The sequence below is a fragment of the Mesorhizobium sp. BR1-1-4 genome, from assembly GCF_020165375.1.
GTDB classification, from domain to species: Bacteria; Pseudomonadota; Alphaproteobacteria; order Rhizobiales; family Rhizobiaceae; genus Mesorhizobium; species Mesorhizobium australicum.
In genome coordinates, this window is sequence record NZ_JAIUIB010000002.1 from 602,583 (window position 1) to 621,794 (window position 19,212).

The following is a 19,212-nucleotide window of genomic DNA, read 5'->3' on the forward strand; positions in this document are numbered from 1 at the left end:
TTTCGATCGAACTAGACACCGGCCTTGAGGTCGGCGACGGATTTGCCCCCGACGCGCTGATGAACGCGCGGACCCGATGCGACGGCCACGCAGATCAAAAGCTCATCGGGGCGCGGGCCATCCGGCACCGAAAATGTGACGGCATCATAGTGGGAACGGATGTAGAGCTCGTCCTTGTGGGCAAGCGGGATATCGATGGATGTGCCGGCTGCGGCGACCTTGCTGACCGACGAGATCCAGGCCTTGCCGCCGCCCACTTGCTGGCGCAGCGGATCTCCGAACACCGTGGTGATGCAGGCGACGACATGTTCCTGCTCGCCGGATGTGCCCGCGATACCGCCCTTGCCATAGCTTTCGACCGGCCTGTTGCCGAGCAGCGCCACCGCCCGCTCGCCGAGCGCATGACCGATGGCTGAACTGGGATTGGTCAGGTCGGACAGTTCGGCGACGAACTTTCCGGCGAACGGATTGCGTATGACCACGCCAGTCGCGACTTTGACGAGGGTCTCGCCAGGCTGGCCCCCATCATGCCGGCTTTCCTGGACCGAGGCGTACCACCCCCTGACATCGTAGTCCCGTTCGACTTCACTGGAATAGTTCATCTTTATCTCCTGAAGGGAGCGCAGCTTGCGCGCGCGCCGATTAATGCGTTGAGCGGCTCGTCCGATGCTACTGCGGCCATGAGAAGACGCCGCGCAGCGGGTCGTAGCGGGCTGCTTCCAATGCCGCCGGCGTGAACATGTTTCCCTTCGAGAGCGAGCGGTTCGCCGCATAGTCGCCGGACAGTGCCTGGCAGCGATCGGTGATCGGGCGAATGCGCTTTTCCCACGCGACGAGCGCGTCCTCGACCGAAGAGCCAGTCTCCAAATCTTGCGACAGGCTGAAGGCATTGACCATCGCGCAACCGGCGCCCTGGGCAAGAGCCGGACACATCGCATGCGCGGCATCTCCCACCAGGGCGACCTTGCCTCTTGTCCAGCTGTCAAGCTTGGTCGTTTCGTACTTGTCGTACCTGGCTGTTTTCAGCTTCGCCGCCTCGATCAGGCACGGCTCCAGGAAAGGGAACATCTCGACCCAGACCTCGAGGTCGATCGGCACCTGCGACCCCCGCGGATCGGCGGCTGGAGCCATGAGGCCGAGATAAAGCTCATTCTCGTTGCAGGGCGAGTAGAGGATCCGCTGAACGCGCGGCCAGAAGTTCCACATGTCTATGGTGTTGTCCCACTCGCCGTGACCGAGTTCCTTCTTCTTGCGAGGCACGATCAGCCGGATGAGACCGTCCTTGGAGACCCATCGGTCCTGCTTGAAGCCAATGGAGTCCCTGACCTTGGAGCCAACGCCGTCGGCGCCGACGATCAGGTCGGCTTCGAGAACCTCTCCCGTCTGAAGCGTCAGGCGGCCTTCCGGATCGGCGGCGACCGCTTCGGAGTTGACCGATACGTCGACACCCAGCGCGCGGGCGCGGTTGACCAGGGCATCATGCAGGTGGCTCCGGGTCATGATGCGCCACGGAAGGCCGTTGAAGGTCTCCTTGGAAACCGACTTGTTATGCATCCAGGTCTCGTAGGTCGGGGGCGTATGCGAACCTTGGAGAACATCATCCAGGGCACCCAGTCCTTCGAGCACGCGAAGGCCATTGTGCCAGAGATAGATGCCCGCGCCGAATGCCCGCAGCTCCGAGCTCTTTTCGTGCAGCCTGACATCCCAACCGTTCTGCCTCAGAGCGATGGCGGCGGTCAGACCGGCAAAGCCGCCGCCAGCGACCTCGGCACGGCGCGCCTTACCCTGGGTTTTGTTTACATTGGCCATTTTCTATCCTGATGCTGCGTACAAGAAGACGGCGTGCTGGGCCGTCAGGCGTCGATGAAATTCGTGATCGCTTTCAGCGTGATCTCGGGAGATACCTCGTTGACGTAGTGGTCGGCGCCCGGAACGACGACCACGGGCAGATCGGGCCGCAGCCGGCTTGTTTTTGCCAGCGCCGCCGCCGAAACCAATTTGCTCGCCTCGCCCCGAACGATAAGGACGGGCTTCGCCACATCCCGATAGGCGGGCACCAGGTCCGATCGCAGGCCCTTGGCCGTCTGGGCCATGGCCGCGGGCGACGCCAATGGTCGCAGCCCGCCGTCGACCCGCTGATAGCCGCTCTCGGCTCGGATCCTGATGGCGTCGGCGGGAATGTTCGGATAGCGGCCAGCAAGATAGGCTTCGACGGCCTTGATATCCTCGAAAAGCTGGCTTCCCGCGTTTACCCGGGCTTCCAGCGCATCCAACGCTTCGGTCTCGATATAGGGCGTGAAGTCGATTGCGATGACCGACCGCACCAGTTCCGGATGTCGCACGGCTGCCGTGACGGAGTTTCTCGCGCCAAGCGAATGTCCGACGAGGATGGCAGGACCCCGGTCGAGGGTGCGGATCAAGCCGGCAATGTCGTCGGCATAGTCATGCGCATCGTAACCGCCTTCCGGCTTGTCGCTGTGGCCGTGCCCTCTCTGGTCGACGGCCACGGCCGTGAAGCGATCCGAGAGCCGAGCCATCAACGGCGTGAAGACCGCGGAATTGGAGGTAATGCCATGGAAAAACAGCATCAACGGGCCGTTGCCCGCCTCGCGCGCATTCAAGGTGATGCGGCCGGTGTCGATGCGTCGCGAGCCAAATTGGTCGGAAGCTATCCCTGCCGCAATGTTCATGATCCTCACCGTCACTGCCCGTCTCGGTCAAAAGGATCATACAGCCAGAAGGACGTCAAGCAGATTGTCTGACATTCTTGCAATCTTCAGATTTGACAATCTGGCTATTTTCCACGGCGTGACGTATGCTGGTTAGGAGATTGCGACTCAAACCGATGAGACGTTAGAGATGCCTCCAGATTTGAATTTGCGAATTTCCCCACGAACAGTTCAACGCGAGACCGTCGACAAGTTACGGCTCGCCATCTTCTCCGGATTGTTCCAGCCGGGAAGCCGCCTCATCGAAAGTCAGCTGTGCACACAGCTCGGCATCAGTCGCCCTTCGCTAAGGGAGGCTTTGCGCAGTCTCGAGGCCGAGCGCCTGATCGAGATCGTCCCCAACCGCGGGCCGTCGATACCGTCGCTTACGTGGGAGGTGGCAACCGCCATCTACGAGGTTCGAGAGCTGCTGGAAGTCGAGGCCGCGGGACGCTGCGCGTCGAGAATTTCCCCGGAGCAGTTGCTTGAACTCGAGAAATCTCTTTCCGCGTTCGAAGCGGCGGCGTCCAGCAATGACAGCCTGGCACAGGTCATGACCGCCGCGGACTTCTATTCGATCATACTGGCCAATTGCGGCAACCCCATCCTTGAGGAGGTCCATCGTGGCCTTGTGGCCAGGATCAGCTTCTTTCGCGGACGATCGATGTCCTTGGATGGCAGGGCACAGAGCAGCCTGGCGGAGATGAAGGAGATATACGAATCCATCGCCGCCGGCGACGAGAAGGCCGCCCGCAAGGCCTCCAAAAATCACCTGTTGAAGGCCAAAGCGGCAGCGAAGATGTCCATGGACAGCGCGATTTGAGTTTTTCGAAAGACAGTTGCTCCGCCTGAAACCCGAAGCCTTTGACGATGTCGCGGATCGACTGTCCGCGAACGGTCGATGCGTAGGCCACCTCGTGCCGGCGCCAAACTTGCCGACCATCCAAATACGCAAGCGTCAGATGGAGTGATGATGAGCTGGGCGAATTTTGAGCGCGAACGGGATGCCGATATCGTCATCGTCGGCGGCGGGTCGGCTGGCGCATTGCTTGCGGCGCGACTGAGTGAAAAGCCGGACAGCCGCGTTCTGCTGATCGAGGCAGGCGAAGAAGCGGTGGATCCCGACATCTGGAACCCCGCCGCATGGCCGGCACTTCAGGGCCGTGGCTACGATTGGGACTATCGCACGGAGCCGCAAGCCGGGACCGCTGGCCGGGTGCATCGCTGGGCGCGCGGGCGGGTGGTCGGCGGCTCGAGTTGCCTGCACGCGATGGGTTACATGCGTGGTCATCCCCGGGACTTCCAGGCATGGGTCGACGCGACCGGCGATAACAGATGGAGCTGGGATGAATTGCTGCCCGCGTTTCGGGCTATCGAGGATCACCCGCTCGGCGGCAACGGCCTTTACGGCAAGGGCGGGCCGATGCCCGTCCATTTGCCGGCCGACGAGGTCAGTCCGGTCGCGCGCGCGTTTATCGAAGCCGGCGCTTCGCTCGGCCTGCCGCGTCTTGAAGGGCACAACAGCGGGGAGATGATCGGCGTCACCCCGAACTCCTTGAACATTCGCGATGGGCGGCGGGTTACGGTGGCGGACGCCTGGCTCACGCCGGCTGTTCGAGGCCGCGAGAACCTGACCATCCTCACGGGATCGCGAGTGCGGCGGCTTAACCTGGCGAGCAATCGGGTCCACGGCCTCGAAATCGTGGGGCGACAGGGTCCGGTCGAAATCCTCGCGGATCAAATTGTCCTTTGCGCCGGCGCGCTGGAAAGTCCGGCTTTGCTGATGCGCTCGGGCATCGGTCCGCACGACATGCTCGATACCGCCGGCGTTGGCTGCTTGATCGATATGCCGGAAGTCGGTCGAAACCTTCAGGATCACCTGCTTGGCGCCGGCAATCTTTATGCGGCTCGCAGGCCCGTTCCTCCATCGCGCCTCCAGCACTCGGAATCGATGGCCTATATGCGCGCCGACGGGTTCACCGGTACCGGTCAGCCCGAAATTGTCGTTGGTTGCGGCATCGCGCCGATCGTGTCCGAACGCTTTCAGGCGCCTGCCGCCGGCACGGCATATTCGCTGCTGTTCGGGATCACCCATCCGATGAGCCGCGGCAGCGTGCGCATAAGCGGGCCGGAGCTCGATGATCGGTTGATCATCGACCCCGCATATTTGCAAAGCGGCCGGGACCGTGCGCTGTTTCGCCAGGCGCTCGAGGCAGCCCGGACGATCGGACATCGGGATGAACTCGCCGGCTGGCGCGAGCGCGAACTCCTGCCAGGCAGCCTGAACAGCGCGGCTGACATGGACGACTTCATCGCGCAGTCGGTCATCACGCACCATCATCCCTGTGGCACTTGCAGGATGGGCAAGGACCCGGACGCCGTCGTCGATGCGGATCTGCGGCTCAAGGCGCTCGACAATCTTTTTGTCGTCGACGCGTCGATCATGCCCAGTCTCACCGCGGGACCTATACACGCCGCGGTTCTCGCGATCGCCGAGACCTTCGCTCGATCTCGCGCCTGAGAAATAGCATATCGCCGGCAAAGCAAGCACGACCGGGCGACACGGCACCAACGGCGTTTCAGCGATAGCTAACGGAACCGAATGGCGATCGCCGAATTTTGCTTCAGGCGGATTACGGAAGGGACCCGCTATTTGGAGCACCTGCATGAGCAACATAAGCGCCGAAGTCACTGAGAAACAGAGCAATCTTCGGGCAAAAGGGCCATTCCAGCAGCTGCTGCGCACAATCGGGCCTGGTTTCATCACAGGCGCTTCGGACGACGATCCTTCGGGCATCGGCACCTACAGCCAGGCGGGCGCCCAGTTGGGGTTCAATGTCGGCTGGACGATGGTCTTCACCTTTCCGCTCATGGTCGCGATCCAGGAGATAGCAGCGCGAATAGGCCGGACGACAGGTCGAGGTATTTCCGGCAACCTCGCACGGCACTACCCGTCTCCGCTGATGTATTTTGTAGCCTTGCTTTTGTTCGCCGCCAACGTGATCAACATCGGGGCGGACCTGAGCGCGATGGCTGATGCATTGTGGTTGCTGGTGGGCGGCCCAAGCTCGCTTTACGTCGTTGCGTTCGGCGTGGCATGCGTTTTGGCGATCGTCTTCCTCGACTACAGCCGCTACGTCACGGTCCTGAAATGGACAACGCTGAGCCTCTTTGCCTACGTGGTGGCCGCGTTTCTGGCTGATATCCCATGGGGCGAGGCGCTCAAGGGAATCGTCGTTCCGCATGTCGAATGGAGCCGGGCGTTCTTCACGACGCTTCTGGCCATACTCGGCACCACGATTTCTCCCTACCTGTTCTTCTGGCAAGCATCGCAAGAGGTCGAAGAGGAGAAGATCGACCCGAAGGCCAAGCCTTTGAAATGGGCACCCTGGCAGGCGCCGCGAGCGTTCCAGCGCATTCGCGCCGACACCCTGGTGGGTATGGCTTTTTCGAACCTGATCGCCATTGCAATCATCGTCACGACGGCCGCCACCCTGCACAAGGCCGGGGTGACCGACATCAATACCTCCACCGACGCAGCCAAGGCCCTGGAGCCGGTCGCGGGCAAATTCGCCTTTGTGATTTTTGCGATGGGGATTATCGGCACTGGCCTTCTCGCCGTGCCGGTTCTCGCCGGCTCGGCCGCTTTCGCCGTGGGCGAGGCGCGCCGCTGGCCAGTGGGGCTGGAGCGCAAGCCGAAGCAAGCGATGGCGTTCTATGCGACCTTGGCCGCCGCCGTGGTGCTGGGAATGGGGATCATGCTGACGCCGATCGATCCCATCAAGGCGCTTTACTGGAGCGCCGTCATCAACGGCATATGCGCGGTCCCCGTAATGGTCGTCATGATGCTGATGACCGGGCGTTCCGAAATCATGGGCGAATTCCCCGTCGAGGGCTGGCTGCGCTTTCTCGGCTGGCTCGCGACGACTGCGATGGGATTGTCGGTTATCGGCCTCGCGCTGCAATGGGCCTTTTGAAATGACCGACCGGGTCAGGCTCCGGTATGACGCTGAGCGCCCGCAGGGGACGAGGACCTTGGCATCCGCCGGCAGTCGCGTAGGGCACCCTCGTCAACGTGCGCTCAGCGCGACCATGCGATCGAGGGCGGCGCCAAGGCCTTTCAGCGACACCGGAAAACTCAGCTTGGTGTCGGCCGCGGTGGTGACGTCGAGTTTCAGCTCGGTGCCCGCCTTGAGCTTCTGCATCAGCGCCCGGTCGATCGGAAACAGCGCCACGCAGCCGTTCGGCAGGCAGGTCCTGAACTTCAACGCCCCGACGGGCGGCTGGTCGTCGATCTGGGGCGTCACGCCGGGCTCGAACAGGATGCCGAAGGGCAGCAGCAAGGTTCCGATCAGCCCGCCCTTCTGCCCCACGCGCAGTTCCACGGCCAGAAGCCTCTGGCCGTTTTTCTGCGTCTGGTCCTGCGTGACCGTGCAGACCCGGGCATTGTCCTGCATGCCGCAGGCCAGCTGCCAGTCCTGATAGGTTTCCTGGAGCGACGATGCGCCATTGGGAAGCGAAGCCTGCTGCTGTTGCGCGAAAACGGCCGGCACCGAAGCGGCGAAGGCAGCCGCGCAGATGACGGCTGCCTTCGGGAAAAGCTGTCTACGAACCAATGAATGCTGCCTTCTCTTGGGTGCCGGGCAAATGCCCGAAGTAGCGGCTCGAGGACCCGTGTTTATCGTCACGTACAGACCCATTCACGGATCTTGCATTGGGTCCCCCCTGCCTCGCAGGCTTGCAGGGCGAGATCCTCCGCTTCCCGGCGGGTCTCGGCGGAGTTCACGCCCCACGGGGTGAACCGGTGCTCCACTTTGTCTGCCACGGCGAGCGCGCCGCAATGCTTGTAGGGAAATCCGGTCTTATCGTCGTCCGTCCAATGACGGTGATTGCGGAACACGGTAACGACGTTGCAGGCCTTTCCACCGGCATTCTCGCAATATTTCTGCGCTATGTCCTTCGCTTCCTGCCGCTTGTCGGCGCCCCAGAAGAAGCCGTATTTGGTATCAGTCTGGGAGTAGGCGATTGCCGCCCAGATGCCTTTCTCCTCCTGCGGTGGCTCGGACGGCTCCACCAGATCGGCCGAGACGACCTGCCCGCTCCACAGCAAGGCCATGCACAAGACTGTCAAACGTCGCGATTTCATGGTCCGCAATCCTTTCCAGGGCGCCTCGCCCATTCGCCTGACATTCTCACTTGGCCGCCGATGCGATGGAAATCACCACGCATGTGTTGCCCGTCGGCAGCAGAAGGGCTTCGCCCGTGTTGCCGCCAAGCTCGTACACTTCGACCTGTCCGAGATGATCCGTGATCTTGCTGCCTTGCGGAAGCGCGGACGTGACATCGGCGCAGGGGCTGGCGAACGGCGCCACCCGCACCATGGTGCCTTCGCAACCCGTGGCGGTGGGCGAAGCAAAAACGATGCCGGCGGCCGGCCCGCTGTAGTGCTCGGTCGCATAGTCCAGGCCGACAAGCGCCTGCACGGCGTGCTTGTCGGCGGCCTGGTCGCTCCACAGCGACTTGACGCTATATTTCGAGCCGGTCGTCAAGAGCTGTCCGAGCACCGGATAGACGGTTGAACAGGCCTGCACGCCGGATTGCTTGACGTGTTGGAGGAAGGGCGAGTCCGGCAGCGCGGGCGGCGCCGTGCCGGCCTGAGCGGCCGTCGCCGTGCCGGCCTGAGCGGCCGTCGGCGTGCCGACGAGACCGGCGATCGCGGCATAGTTCGCTGCGGCGAAGCCGATGCCCATCATGACCAGCCCCAGCGCACACAAGCCGATGACGCGCGGCCAACGCCGCGGCGGCTCGACGGTCCTCTTGCGGTCCGGCTCGACGGTCGGGTTGCTGCGCGTCGCGGAGATGAACGGGTCTTGCTGGCTCACGGTGCTGCCTCGGTTATTTGACTGGCGCAAGGGCCTCGGACAGCCCCTTGAGCGTTGCGGTGACGGTAACGATCTGGCCATCGACGGTCGGGTAGGAAATCGCCGGCGTCGCCTTCTGCGCTATCTCCTGGCGCATCAGAGGTCCCACCGGCAGCATGCCGACACAGACCATTTCGTTGCAGCCGTTCAAATGCACGTCGATGGATTCGGCGCGCCCCTCGAACTTCAGCGATACCAGCCCATCGCTCCTGGCGTTCGGCGCGGTGCGCAGGATCATGTAGGGTTTGCCGTCCTGGGTGGCGGCGAGCGACCAGCTGAACGCCATCTTGCCCGCCCCGTCCTCGATCACCTGCGAGACGTTGCAGACCTTCTTGCGCGCCTTGAGGTTCTCGTCGCAGATCAGCGTCCAGTTCTCGAAGGGACGGATGGTGCGCTGGTATTGTCCGAGCTTCACGTCCGGCGGCACGACCACGTCGGAGGGCTTGACCCTATATGGCGAAGCCGTCTGCGCGGCAGCCGGCGCTAGCCCGCCGGCAAGCGCCAGGCAGGTCAGGAATGCCATGGCTAGTCCGGGAAAACCAAACGGGTTTCCCGGATTCGAGCCTGGCCTGACATGGCCGGTTCGCCTGTTCATTCCCGCCCCAGGTCCCCGCCTCAGTTCAAGGTGAAGCTCAGCCCGGCGCCGACACCGACATTTCCACCCGCCGCCGTGCCGGACACATTGCCACGGATGCGGCCGTCCTCGCTGGTGTAGCCCGCGCCGAAGGCAAAGGCGCTCGAGTCCCGCCAGAAGCCACCGCCCGCCGCCACGCTCAGCTTGCCGGGACGGTCGTCGTAGCGGAGCGAGGCTGCCGCCAGACCGATTGCCGCCGCCTGCCGTGCTTCGTCCCTGATGCCGCTGATGTCGGAATTGAGCTGGCTGAACTTCTGGTCGGTATAAGTGTTGGCCTGTTGCAACGTCGTGACAGCCACCTGGTCGGTATAGGTCTTGCTCTGGGCCAGGTTCAGGTTCAGCTGGTTGACGTTGACCGCGTCGGTGCCGGCAACGCCGGGGCCGACATTGGAGATGACGACAGGCGCATTCGGATCGCCGCCCTGCAGCGTGATCTTGTTGATTTTGGTCGTCGATCCGTCCGGATTGGTTACGGTGTCGTACTGCACGGTGTTTTGGACGGTGCCGCCGATGCCGCCGATCGTTTTGGTCAGGTCTTCGATCGCTGTGTTGGTGGCGTAGAGCTGCGAGCCGTTGATCGCATCGGTGCTGTCGGAAGAAACGCGTCCGGCGGCGACATTGGTGATCGTCCGCTCGGAGCCGGCATCGCCGACGCTGACGGTGCCGTCCGGGGTCGTGCCGGCAAAGGCGTAGGTCTTGCCGTTGATGACCGTGTTGGACGTGCCGACGGCGGTCTGCGACACCGAGCCGGAGCCGAGCGCCACATCGCTGGCATTGTTGGCCTGCGCGCCCTGGCCGAGCGCCACGGCGCCCTGCCCGGTGGCCGTCGAACCATGGCCCGCGGCCAGGCTGTCGGTGCCGCTCGCCACGCTCTCCGGCCCGATCGCCACCGCGTCGGTGCCGCCGGCAAGGCTGTCGGCCAGCGTCGAATTGGCATGGAAATATTTGATGCCGCCGCCATTGTTGATGGTGGTGAGCGCATTGTTCACGGCGGTGAAGCCGTCATAGACCGTCGAGTAGTTGTTGCCCTGGATGTTGTAGGTCGGCCCCGTGATCGAGCCGTCGGGATTGACCGTGGTGCCGCCGCCGAACAGGTTGGAAACGTTTTGTGAGACACCGCGCAACTGCGAGACGTTGACGCCGTCCGTATCGGCCGAACCCGCCGCGACATTGGTGAGCTTGCGCTCCGCCCCGGCGGCACCGAAGGACACTTCGCCGACCGATGTCTGCGCGGCGCCGAGGGCAAAGGCTGTGTAGCCGGCCTGCGCGCCGACCGTGGTGATGGATGACGCGCCCAGCGCCACGCTGTTGGCGAAGGTGCTTTGGGCGCCGGCGCCCAGTGCGATGGATTGCACGCCGGCGGCGGTGGAGTCGGTGCCGAGCGCGATGCCGTCGGCCAGCATGACATGGGCGTTCTGCCCGATGGCGGTGCCGCCGGGTGCCGTCTGGTCGACGACGGCTCCATTGCCGATGCCGACGCCATTGTCGCCATTGACGACCGTGGTCGGGCCAACCGCGACCGATTCCGCTCCGACCGCCAGCGAGTCGCCGGCTGTCGAATTGGCATGGAAATATTTCGTCGAGGTGGCGGAGACCGCAGCGATCGCTCCCGCCAGCTGGCGCACAGTCACGGCGTCCTGGTCCTGCGTGCCGTCGGCCACGTTGGTGATCTGCCGGTAGGCCGTGGCGGTACCGACCGACACGGCGCCGAGCAGCGTCTTGTCGGTCGTGTTGTACTGGATGAAGTTGGACGGGCCGGCCGCGATCTGCCCGGAAGCCGGAGCGATCGCGCGGTCAGAGACCGAACCTTGACCGAGCGCCACGCTGCCGTCGATGCTGGCCGCGCTGTCGCGGCCGAGCGCAAGCGCGCTGACGCCGGTCGCGGTCGCCTGGTAGCCGACTGCGGTGGAACCGACGCCTTGCGCGAAGGAATCGGTCTGCGCCAGGCCGGTCTCGTTGGTGCGGGCATAGCGGATGCCCTCGCCATTGGCGTTGGTGTAGATCGCCGAGGTGTCGCCGGCGATGTTGTTGATCGTGTTGCCGAGATTGGTGATGTTGCCGCCGATATTGGCGATGTCGGTCGTGTTCTGCGTCACCTGCTGGTTGGTGGCGAAGAGCTGCGAGCCGTTGACGGCATCGGTCGAACCGCCGTTCAACTGTCCGGCGGCGACGTTCTGGATCTGGCGCTCTGCGCCGGCCGAGCCGACCGAGAAGGCGCCCGCCGGCGTGCCGCCGGCGAAGGTGTAGTTGACGCCGCCGATCGTCGTGCCGCCGACATTGGTCGTGGCGCCCGACGTCGAATTCAGGCCGATCGCGACGTCGCCGGCATTGTTGGCCACCGCGTTCGGGCCGACAGCGACGGAATCGGCTCCCAGCGCCTGCGAATCCGCCAGCGTCGAGTTGGCGTGGAAATACTTGATGCCGCCGCCGACATTGATGTTGTTGACGACGGCGCCGATGGCGTCGACCGCCTGGTTGGTGGCGGCGAGCTGCGAGCCGTTGATCGCGTCAGTCGAGAGCGCGCTGATCCGCCCCGCAGCCAGGTTGGTGATGGTGCGTTCCGCGCCCGGCGCGCCGATGCTGACCGTCGAGGTCGGGTTGGTGCCCTGGAAGGCATAGGTCGTGCCGTTGACCACCCCACTGGCGGTGCCGACCGCCACGGCGGTCACCGAGCCCGAGCCCAGCGCCACGTCGCCCGAGCTTGCCGCCGCCGAGGCGCCGTTGCCCAGCGCGACATTGCCGACGAAACCGGCGGCGCCCGCGGTGGAGCCGTTGCCCAGCGCGACGGAGCCTTGCCCGATCGCCTTGTTGTTGTTGCCGATGGCGACGGCACCATTGGCCATATTGGCTCCGGTCGCGGTCGCCGTGCCGTCGCTGTTGGCGATGTTGTTGGCGCCGCCGGTGAAGGCGCCGGTGCCGCTGGCGAAGCTCGGATCGCCGATGGCGACCGCGCCGTCGCCAAAGGCGGTGTTGTTCGCACCGATCGAGACGGCTTGGCCGCCGGTCGCCACGGCGTTGGTGCCCATGGCAACCGCGTTGGTGGAACTGGCCGCGGCATTGTTGCCGATGGCGATGGCGCTTGTGGCCGACGCCGCGGCGCCGATGCCGAGCGCGGTGCTGGCGACCCCGCTGGCGTTGGAGCTGACGCCGGCAGCGAGGGAATTGTCTCCCGTAGCCTTGGATCCTGTCCCGTACGAGGAGGCGTTTGTGCCACTCGCAACAGCCTGGCGTCCGGTGGCTGTGGAATTGTCGCCGCTGGCGTTGGTACCGGCGCCTACGGCAACCGATAAAATACCACCGGAATTTGCATTGTTGCCGAGCGCAAGGCCCGAGGTCGCGGTGCTGGCAACGATTGCGCCCGAGCCTATCGCAACAGCACCACCGGCTGCAAGCGCCTGCGCTTGGTTACCCATGGCGACCCCGAAGGCTCCCGATGCAACCGTGCTGGCGCCGACGGCGACCGAGTTAGTTGCCGATGCCGCGGCTGTGACGCCCATCGCTATGGCGGACGTGCCCGTTGCCTTGCTTTGGCGCCCGATCGCAGTGGAGTCAACCTGAGACGCCAGTACGTCCGTGCCAATGGCGATGGCGCTTTCCTGAAGGGCGCCCCCTCCCGCAACAGTTCGGTTGCCAAGATTGACGGCATTGATCGCGGTCGCGGTCGCCTGGAAGCCGATGGCGATGGCGTTCTGATTGCTTGCGACGGCGCTATTACCTTGGGCAAGCGAATCCAGCCCGGACGCTGTTGCCCCAAACCCGAGCGCGGTGGCGCGCAGCCCGGTCGCCCGGGTAACGTAGCCGATCGCCGTCGAGTTCAATCCGTCGGCACGCGCGTTCAGGCCAAAGGCGGCCGCGCCTGCGGCTGCAACCGAGTTGACGCCAATCGAGCTTGCTCCGTCCCCGTTGGCATGGGCGTTCCCGCCCAAAGCGAGGGCGTTGACGCCGGTCGCGCCCGCGAACACGCCTATGCCTATGGAATTGAGGCCATTGACACTCATCGCATAGCCGATGGCGATGGTAGCGTCGCCCGTTGCACTGTTTGAGGTGCCCAACGCCGTGCTGTTATTGCCATTCGCCGTGGCGCCGTTACCGATGGCGACGGCGTTGCCGCCTGTCGCGGACCCGCCGCCCGCCTGATATTGCGCCAGGGCCGGCGTTGCAGCCATGCCGATCGCGAAGGCGCCCAGCATCGCGGCCGGCGCCCCGCCGACGCCCAGCGTTCCCAGCCCCAGGCGCTTGCGCCCCATACCCAGCGCGCGATGAGCCATGCGCAAGACCGCCATCAAACGACGGCGAACCGAGCGAGAGCGAGGATCGGCATTCGCGATCCAGTTGCCGGCGAGATGCGCCGCGCGACGCTGCACAACAGGCGAGCCGCTCGAAATCTGATTGTCGGTCATGGTGCCCTCTCCGCTGGCCGGCATGGAATCGTCTGACAATTCCAGTCCACGGCAGGAAGACATGATTCCTGCTTGCCGTATTTCACGAAATTGCTGTCTTGTGAGAAAAGACCCGAGCATATAGGCGGAGGTTAACAGCTCGTTACCTTAGCAACTGCTTTAAAACCAAGTAACCAAGAAACGGTGTGGGCGACGCTTCATCTAATCTTGGCGTTAAGCTTCCCTACCCGCGCCTGCAATGGGGTCACCTGCCGGTATTTCTTCATCACGGTGGTAAAATGGCTCTGGCTTGAAAATCCACTGGAATGAGCGATGTCGGCGATCGTCATGCGGCTGTCGGCAAGCAGCCTTTCGGCGAGGTCCAGCCGCAGGTCGAGAACATATTGATGCGGCGGCACGCCGAACGTCCTGGCAAACGCCCGCACGAAATGAGAAGGCGACAACCCGCACACCGCAGCCATCTCGGCAAGCGCCAGCTTGCGGGTGAAGTTCTCGTGCAGGAAGTCTTGCACCTTGCGTGCGGCGCGGGGAGAAAGCCCGCCTTTTGCAGTGAGCGCCGGCTGCCGCGCCGAATTGATTCGAGAAACTGACCCGGGGAAACCATCATCGCCCGGCATTCTTCGGCCTCCTGATAAGTTCCAGATAAAGTTCAACCCGAGGCCTCCCTGGCCGTTCCCGCGAAAAACAATTCGTGATTGCTCGACGCGGGCCGGCGTCGTCGTGAGGCCCGTTCATGTGAGCGATCCGTCCGGACGGCGAACGATGCGCAGGCTGCATGGGCGCAAGCACGATCCCTGCGGAGTACTCCTTGGCCAGGAATGTCTGCGAGCCGGGCCCGCGAACGGAATAAATTACGCTTCCTTGCGCTGTGGCCCCGTGGGGACCTGCGCTTTCAGGAATGATGTCCAGGACGTATCGAGCTGCTCGCTCCCGGTCGATGCCTCGGGAAATGCCGCTTTCCCGTGCCTCGTCCGCATTTTTCATTGGCACTGCCTCAGCCGTTTCGACGACGCCTCACATCCCCTTCCCGGCCCCGAAGACAGCGTAACGCAGCCATCTTCGCTTGGGAAGAACTCCCACGTGCAAAGAAAAATCTTTATTCGAGAAAAGAAACAAAGAATGGCGGCGAATGGGAGTTGCCGAGCGTTTCATTTTCGCTCGGCGCGAGGTCTTCGCCATCCAGGAGTTCGCCAATCGGTGCTGACACGCCCGGTCGCGCGATTCTGTGTTCTCGTCAACCGCTGACGGCAGGTGCCTGGCGCAGCCTGCGCTGATTGATGGCTTGCCCGCGAGGTCGAGCATGGGAGCCGCCGTTCGGAGCCGGTGATTGGCAGTCCGCTGCTACAGATCACCGCGCCGGTTCTCGTACAGATCCCAGGCGAGTTCCACGAAAGCCAGAAGAACATCGTCCCGCTTCCAGCCGGCCGCCACCGCGGCCTGCACGATCTCATTGACGAGAGGCAGCAACTGGTCCTGGCAATCGGCCGGCGCATCGCCGTCGCCCACTGGTGGCCCCTCGAAGTTGAACGTCATCATTCGGCGCCCCCTTCGCCATCAACCGAAGTGTTACATCGCTAATTTCATTCCCTCTGATATACAATGGATGCGGTACCAAAGTACAGGAAGCCTCGATGACCAAAGCAGCGCGGGACGACGCCGGATCGCACCGGCTCTATGCTTTCCCACGCGGTGAGGCTGGGCTCTCTCAGGTGGAATTTATCGCAGGTTGATCGAGCCAACTGCTCAATCCTCAAACGAACGTTCCCACCAGCAGGAGAGCAACGCTTGGCGGCCGAGGCTCTCGCGATCAGCGGCGGCCTGCCGTGCTCGCGACGGCGAGGCCGTCAAGGCCGCGGTCCGCGCCGATATCGACGCCGCTTTCAGCGTCCTGGTTGGCCTGCTCAAATAACCGTGCGCCGCCGTTCTCGCACATGCAGAGACGTGGATACGGCCGGCTGCATTGCCTTATGCGGGCACTCGCTGGATAGTCCCGGCAATGTTCGAGACCCTGGCGATTCACTGGCCCCAAATACTGGCGATCATCTCGGTGGTGATGGCGACCATCGGCATTGCCCATGCTGTCATGACCAAGGAGGACGTCCGCGCCGCCACCGGCTGGGTCGGCATCATGGTGCTGTCGCCGATCCTCGGCGTGCTGATCTATGCCGTGGCCGGCATCAATCGCATCCGCCGCGCCACGATCAGCGCCCAGCGCCCGCTCGCCGATGGCATGGTGTCGGCCAAGCATGAACGCGACGTCGCCCTCGAAGAGGCGTTGATCATCGAGCGCTATGGACAGCGGTTCACTGGCCTCAGGACGCTGGGCGACAGGGTGGCGCGGCGAACGCTCAACCCGGGAAATGCAATCGAGGTGCTGGAAAGCGGCGACGAGGCCTACCCGGCCATGTGCGCGGCGATCGACGGGGCCGAGCGCAGCGTCCTGCTCGAGACCTATATTTTCGACAACGACGCCGTCGGCCTGCTTTTCGTCGAAGCGCTGGCCGGCGCCGTCCAGCGCGGCGTCACCGTCCGTGTGCTGATCGATGCCGTCGGCGCCCGCTACTCCGTGCCCAGCATCCTGGGGCATCTGCGCCGCGCCAACATCACGGCGGATGTCTTCAACGGCAACATCGTCATGGGCCTGCGCCTGCCCTATGCCAACCTGCGGACCCACCGCAAGATCCTGGTGGTCGACGGCACGGTTGCCTTTACCGGCGGCATGAACATCCGCAAGGGTTTTTCGGCGGAGTTCGCCGGGTCGAAAAGCGCCAGGGATACGCATTTCCAGGTCACCGGCCCCGTTGTCGCCGATCTCTTCTCCGTCGCCGCCGAGGACTGGCGCTTTGCCACCAAGGAGGCGCTGAAGGGCGATGCCTGGCGGATCACACCGGTTTCGCCACCCGCCGGCCAGCCGATGCTGGTGCGTGCGGTCGCATCCGGACCGGATGCAAGCAACGAAACCAACCACAAACTGCTGATCGGCGCCTTCTCGGTCGCGCGCAAGTCGATACGGCTGATGTCGCCCTATTTCCTGCCGGACCGGGAATTGATCAGTGCCTTGATCACCGCGGCCAGGCGCGGCGTCGAGATTGATGTCGTGGTGCCGGCGGTGAACAACCTCTTCCTTGTCGATCGCGCCATGACCGCGCAATTCGACCAGATCCTGAAGAATTATTGCCGCATATGGCGCACGGAAGGGCCCTTCGACCATTCCAAGCTGCTTTCGATCGACGGCGCGTGGGCCTATGTCGGGTCCTCCAACCTCGATGCCCGCTCGCTGCGGCTCAACTTCGAGATCGACCTTGAGGTCCTCGACGCGGGTTTTGCCACCGAGATCGAGACCCGGATCGGATCGGCGATCGAAACGGCCGTCCCAGTCACGCTGGCGTCCTTGCGGGCGCGTCCGTTCATCATCCGGCTGTTCGATCGCATGCTCTGGCTGGGATCGCCCTATCTCTAGGAAACTATCTCTGGGAAAAAACCTGTCGTTAAGAAAACGACGTGTTTACCGGATAGGGTGTCGCCAACCATGGAACATCGGCTGAAAGACTCTATTTCTAGGTGCATGGTGAGAACAGCAAGGACGATCGGCGCGCGATGCGAATGAACGGGCGCAGCCTGCCGGCCAATATGCTCCTGTCCATTCGCGACCGGCGGATGCGCAAGGCCAACGCCTTCTCGGCGAAGAAGGACGGCGTCACCGGGACGCTGGTCGCCTCCTACAACGTCCACAAATGCATCGGCGTCGACCGCAAGTTCGATCCCGACCGCACCAGCCGCGTCATCCGGGAGATCGCCCCCGACGTGATCGCCCTGCAGGAGGCCGACAATCGTTTCGGCGACCGTGACGGGCTTCTCGACCTGCACCGTCTAGAACTCGAAACCGGCCTCGTGCCGGTGCCCATTTCAGCAACGGGCAAAGGCCATGGCTGGCACGGCAATGTCCTGCTGTTCAAAAGGGGCGTCGTTCGCGACGTGCATCAGATCAGGCTCCCGGGTCTCGAACCGCGCGGCGCGGTGGTCGCGGAAATCGATCTCGACGGAAATCAGTCCTTGCGCATCATCGCGGCCCATCTGGGCCTGCTGCGCCGCTCCCGCTCGCAGCAGGCCCAGGTCGTGCTGGATATCATGAACAGTCCCGACGAGAAGCCGACGCTCCTGCTCGGCGACCTGAACGAATGGCGGCTCGGCAACCGCTCCGCGCTGAACACGCTGCACGCGAGCTTCGGCCCGCAGCCCCCTGCCGTTCCCACCTTCCCGTCCAATCTGCCGCTGCTGGCGCTCGACCGGATCATGGCCAACCGGCACGGCATGATCGGGACCATCGAAGCGCATGACACACCGTTGTCGCGCGTGGCCTCCGACCATCTGCCGCTGACCGCCTTCGTCCACTTGTAATATGCGGCCGATAACGGCTTGGTGTCGCCAGCGTCGCAAAGCGTGTGGATTTGAGCGGAACACCCGGTTGTTCCGCGAGTTTATGTGTGTTGAACATGCAGGAGGACGGAATGAAAAAGTTGATTTTGGCTTCGGTGCTGGCGTTTGCCGCGACAGCTGCGGCGATTGCGCCCACGCAGGCTGCCAGCGTGACTATCCAGTCCGACGACGGCAACCAATATTCCTCGGACGAAGATTCGGGAATCGTCGTGCGCCGTCATCATGAGCGCCGCTACGACAACGAGTATGATGGCGACCAGAGCGTCCAGTATGACAACGACGGCTACCGCTGGCGTCACCACCGCCATCACCGCTGCCACATCGAGACGGTCGTGCATTGGCGCCACCACCACAGGGTGGTCGAAGACGTTCGCGTCTGCGGCTGATCAACGTCTCCTGCCAAGCCGATACTTTTCGCCACCAGGCATTCTGGGCATAGCCACCGACCTTCCAGGGTCGGTGGCTATGCTGCATTGCACAAATTTGCGGCCTTGCTCATAATGCGGGCATGGTCCGAACTTCCCTCGCCGTCCTGGTGATCGACGAAAACCGCATCCGCGCTTCGATAATCGAAGCCGGATTGCGCGAGGCGGGTCATCAGCAGGTCACCGTCATCCATGACGTCTCGGGCATTGCGCGCCGCATTGCCGAGATCGAACCCGACGTCATCGTCATCGACCTTGGCAATCCCAACCGCGACATGCTGGAAAACATGTTCCAGCTGTCGCGGGCCGTAAAGCGCCCGATCGCCATGTTCGTCGACCGCTCGGATCAGGCCTCGATCGAGGCCGCGGTCGATGCCGGCGTTTCGGCCTATGTCGTCGACGGGTTGAGGCAGGAGCGCGTCAAGCCGATCCTCGACATGGCGGTGAGCCGCTTCAACGCTTTCTCGCGCATGGCACGTGAACTGGAAGAGGCGCGCAGCGAACTCGAGAGCCGCAAGGTGATCGACCGCGCCAAGGGCATCTTGATGAAGTCGCGCGGCCTGACCGAAGAGGCCGCCTACACGCTGCTGCGCAAGACCGCGATGAACCAGAACCGCAAGATCGGCGACATCGCCCAAAGCCTGGTGACTGCCGCCGGGCTTCTCGGACCGGCGGAGGACGAATGAG

Annotated in this window: 17 protein-coding genes; 7 read left to right on the forward strand and 10 right to left on the reverse strand. The window is 63.6% G+C overall.

Annotated features, from left to right (window positions below):
* Positions 1–11: 11 nt before the first annotated feature.
* The 3 genes from LB571_RS06200 to LB571_RS06210 form a co-directional block, all read right to left on the reverse strand.
* A complete protein-coding gene (locus tag LB571_RS06200) occupies positions 12–602 on the reverse strand; it encodes an amino acid synthesis family protein (protein ID WP_041163678.1) in 591 nt (196 codons plus the stop codon).
* A gap of 67 nt (positions 603–669) precedes the next feature.
* Entirely contained in the window at positions 670–1,809 is a 1,140-nt protein-coding gene (locus tag LB571_RS06205) for an FAD-dependent oxidoreductase (RefSeq protein ID WP_140721548.1), read from the reverse strand.
* Positions 1,810–1,853: 44 nt separating this feature from the next.
* Positions 1,854–2,690, reverse strand: a complete 837-nt coding sequence (locus LB571_RS06210; protein WP_140617622.1) for an alpha/beta fold hydrolase — start codon at positions 2,688–2,690, stop codon at positions 1,854–1,856.
* Positions 2,691–2,859: 169 nt separating this feature from the next.
* On the opposite strand from LB571_RS06210, the gene LB571_RS06215 reads away from it, so the two are divergent.
* From LB571_RS06215 to LB571_RS06225, 3 genes are all read left to right on the forward strand, one after another.
* On the forward strand, positions 2,860–3,531 hold the full coding sequence (locus LB571_RS06215; RefSeq protein WP_140617621.1) for a GntR family transcriptional regulator: 672 nt from the start codon (positions 2,860–2,862) through the stop codon (positions 3,529–3,531).
* A 150-nt stretch (positions 3,532–3,681) separates the two neighbouring features.
* A complete protein-coding gene (locus LB571_RS06220; RefSeq protein ID WP_224592957.1) occupies positions 3,682–5,229 on the forward strand; it encodes a GMC family oxidoreductase in 1,548 nt (515 codons plus the stop codon).
* Between the two features lie 145 nt (positions 5,230–5,374).
* Positions 5,375–6,685, forward strand: coding sequence for an NRAMP family divalent metal transporter (locus LB571_RS06225; protein ID WP_224592959.1), 1,311 nt, complete (start codon positions 5,375–5,377; stop codon positions 6,683–6,685).
* Between the two features lie 93 nt (positions 6,686–6,778).
* On the opposite strand, the gene LB571_RS06230 is transcribed toward LB571_RS06225, so the two are convergent.
* The 7 genes from LB571_RS06230 to LB571_RS06260 form a co-directional block, all read right to left on the reverse strand.
* Entirely contained in the window at positions 6,779–7,324 is a 546-nt protein-coding gene (locus LB571_RS06230) for an invasion associated locus B family protein (protein ID WP_015315969.1), read from the reverse strand.
* A 68-nt stretch (positions 7,325–7,392) separates the two neighbouring features.
* The gene (locus LB571_RS06235; protein ID WP_015315968.1) at positions 7,393–7,854 is read right to left on the reverse strand and encodes a DUF4189 domain-containing protein; all 462 of its coding nucleotides are present in this window, start codon (positions 7,852–7,854) and stop codon (positions 7,393–7,395) included.
* Between the two features lie 46 nt (positions 7,855–7,900).
* Positions 7,901–8,590: a hypothetical protein gene (locus LB571_RS06240; RefSeq protein ID WP_224592962.1), complete on the reverse strand. Its 690-nt coding sequence runs from the start codon at positions 8,588–8,590 to the stop codon at positions 7,901–7,903.
* A 13-nt stretch (positions 8,591–8,603) separates the two neighbouring features.
* Entirely contained in the window at positions 8,604–9,152 is a 549-nt protein-coding gene (locus LB571_RS06245; RefSeq protein ID WP_224592965.1) for an invasion associated locus B family protein, read from the reverse strand.
* 92 nt (positions 9,153–9,244) lie between these two features.
* Complete coding sequence (locus LB571_RS06250; RefSeq protein WP_224592968.1) at positions 9,245–13,663, reverse strand: YadA-like family protein; 4,419 nt, start codon at positions 13,661–13,663, stop codon at positions 9,245–9,247.
* 197 nt (positions 13,664–13,860) lie between these two features.
* The gene (locus LB571_RS06255; RefSeq protein WP_015315964.1) at positions 13,861–14,280 is read right to left on the reverse strand and encodes an AraC family transcriptional regulator; all 420 of its coding nucleotides are present in this window, start codon (positions 14,278–14,280) and stop codon (positions 13,861–13,863) included.
* 724 nt (positions 14,281–15,004) lie between these two features.
* A complete protein-coding gene (locus tag LB571_RS06260) occupies positions 15,005–15,199 on the reverse strand; it encodes a hypothetical protein (protein WP_015315963.1) in 195 nt (64 codons plus the stop codon).
* A gap of 460 nt (positions 15,200–15,659) precedes the next feature.
* Here LB571_RS06260 and LB571_RS06265 point away from each other — a divergent pair, with 460 nt between their 5' ends.
* From LB571_RS06265 to LB571_RS06280, 4 genes are all read left to right on the forward strand, one after another.
* Positions 15,660–17,123, forward strand: coding sequence for a phospholipase D-like domain-containing protein (locus LB571_RS06265; protein WP_140661848.1), 1,464 nt, complete (start codon positions 15,660–15,662; stop codon positions 17,121–17,123).
* A 137-nt stretch (positions 17,124–17,260) separates the two neighbouring features.
* Complete coding sequence (locus LB571_RS06270) at positions 17,261–18,061, forward strand: endonuclease/exonuclease/phosphatase family protein (RefSeq protein WP_140619516.1); 801 nt, start codon at positions 17,261–17,263, stop codon at positions 18,059–18,061.
* 110 nt (positions 18,062–18,171) lie between these two features.
* Positions 18,172–18,486 (forward strand): hypothetical protein, encoded by a 315-nt coding sequence (locus tag LB571_RS06275; RefSeq protein ID WP_140661847.1) that lies wholly within the window; start codon positions 18,172–18,174, stop codon positions 18,484–18,486.
* Between the two features lie 122 nt (positions 18,487–18,608).
* Complete coding sequence (locus LB571_RS06280; RefSeq protein WP_140661846.1) at positions 18,609–19,211, forward strand: ANTAR domain-containing response regulator; 603 nt, start codon at positions 18,609–18,611, stop codon at positions 19,209–19,211.
* Position 19,212: the final 1 nt, after the last annotated feature.

Coding starts and splice junctions, on each gene's coding strand:
- LB571_RS06265 (WP_140661848.1), top strand. CDS start 15,660: ATGTTCGAGACCCTGGCGATTCACTGGCCCCAAATACTGGCGATCATC.
- LB571_RS06260 (WP_015315963.1), bottom strand. CDS start 15,199: ATGATGACGTTCAACTTCGAGGGGCCACCAGTGGGCGACGGCGATGCG.
- LB571_RS06275 (WP_140661847.1), top strand. CDS start 18,172: ATGAAAAAGTTGATTTTGGCTTCGGTGCTGGCGTTTGCCGCGACAGCT.
- LB571_RS06200 (WP_041163678.1), bottom strand. CDS start 602: ATGAACTATTCCAGTGAAGTCGAACGGGACTACGATGTCAGGGGGTGG.
- LB571_RS06215 (WP_140617621.1), top strand. CDS start 2,860: ATGCCTCCAGATTTGAATTTGCGAATTTCCCCACGAACAGTTCAACGC.
- LB571_RS06255 (WP_015315964.1), bottom strand. CDS start 14,280: ATGCCGGGCGATGATGGTTTCCCCGGGTCAGTTTCTCGAATCAATTCG.
- LB571_RS06220 (WP_224592957.1), top strand. CDS start 3,682: ATGAGCTGGGCGAATTTTGAGCGCGAACGGGATGCCGATATCGTCATC.
- LB571_RS06280 (WP_140661846.1), top strand. CDS start 18,609: ATGGTCCGAACTTCCCTCGCCGTCCTGGTGATCGACGAAAACCGCATC.
- LB571_RS06250 (WP_224592968.1), bottom strand. CDS start 13,663: ATGACCGACAATCAGATTTCGAGCGGCTCGCCTGTTGTGCAGCGTCGC.
- LB571_RS06270 (WP_140619516.1), top strand. CDS start 17,261: ATGCGAATGAACGGGCGCAGCCTGCCGGCCAATATGCTCCTGTCCATT.
- LB571_RS06245 (WP_224592965.1), bottom strand. CDS start 9,152: ATGGCATTCCTGACCTGCCTGGCGCTTGCCGGCGGGCTAGCGCCGGCT.
- LB571_RS06210 (WP_140617622.1), bottom strand. CDS start 2,690: ATGAACATTGCGGCAGGGATAGCTTCCGACCAATTTGGCTCGCGACGC.
- LB571_RS06205 (WP_140721548.1), bottom strand. CDS start 1,809: ATGGCCAATGTAAACAAAACCCAGGGTAAGGCGCGCCGTGCCGAGGTC.
- LB571_RS06235 (WP_015315968.1), bottom strand. CDS start 7,854: ATGAAATCGCGACGTTTGACAGTCTTGTGCATGGCCTTGCTGTGGAGC.
- LB571_RS06225 (WP_224592959.1), top strand. CDS start 5,375: ATGAGCAACATAAGCGCCGAAGTCACTGAGAAACAGAGCAATCTTCGG.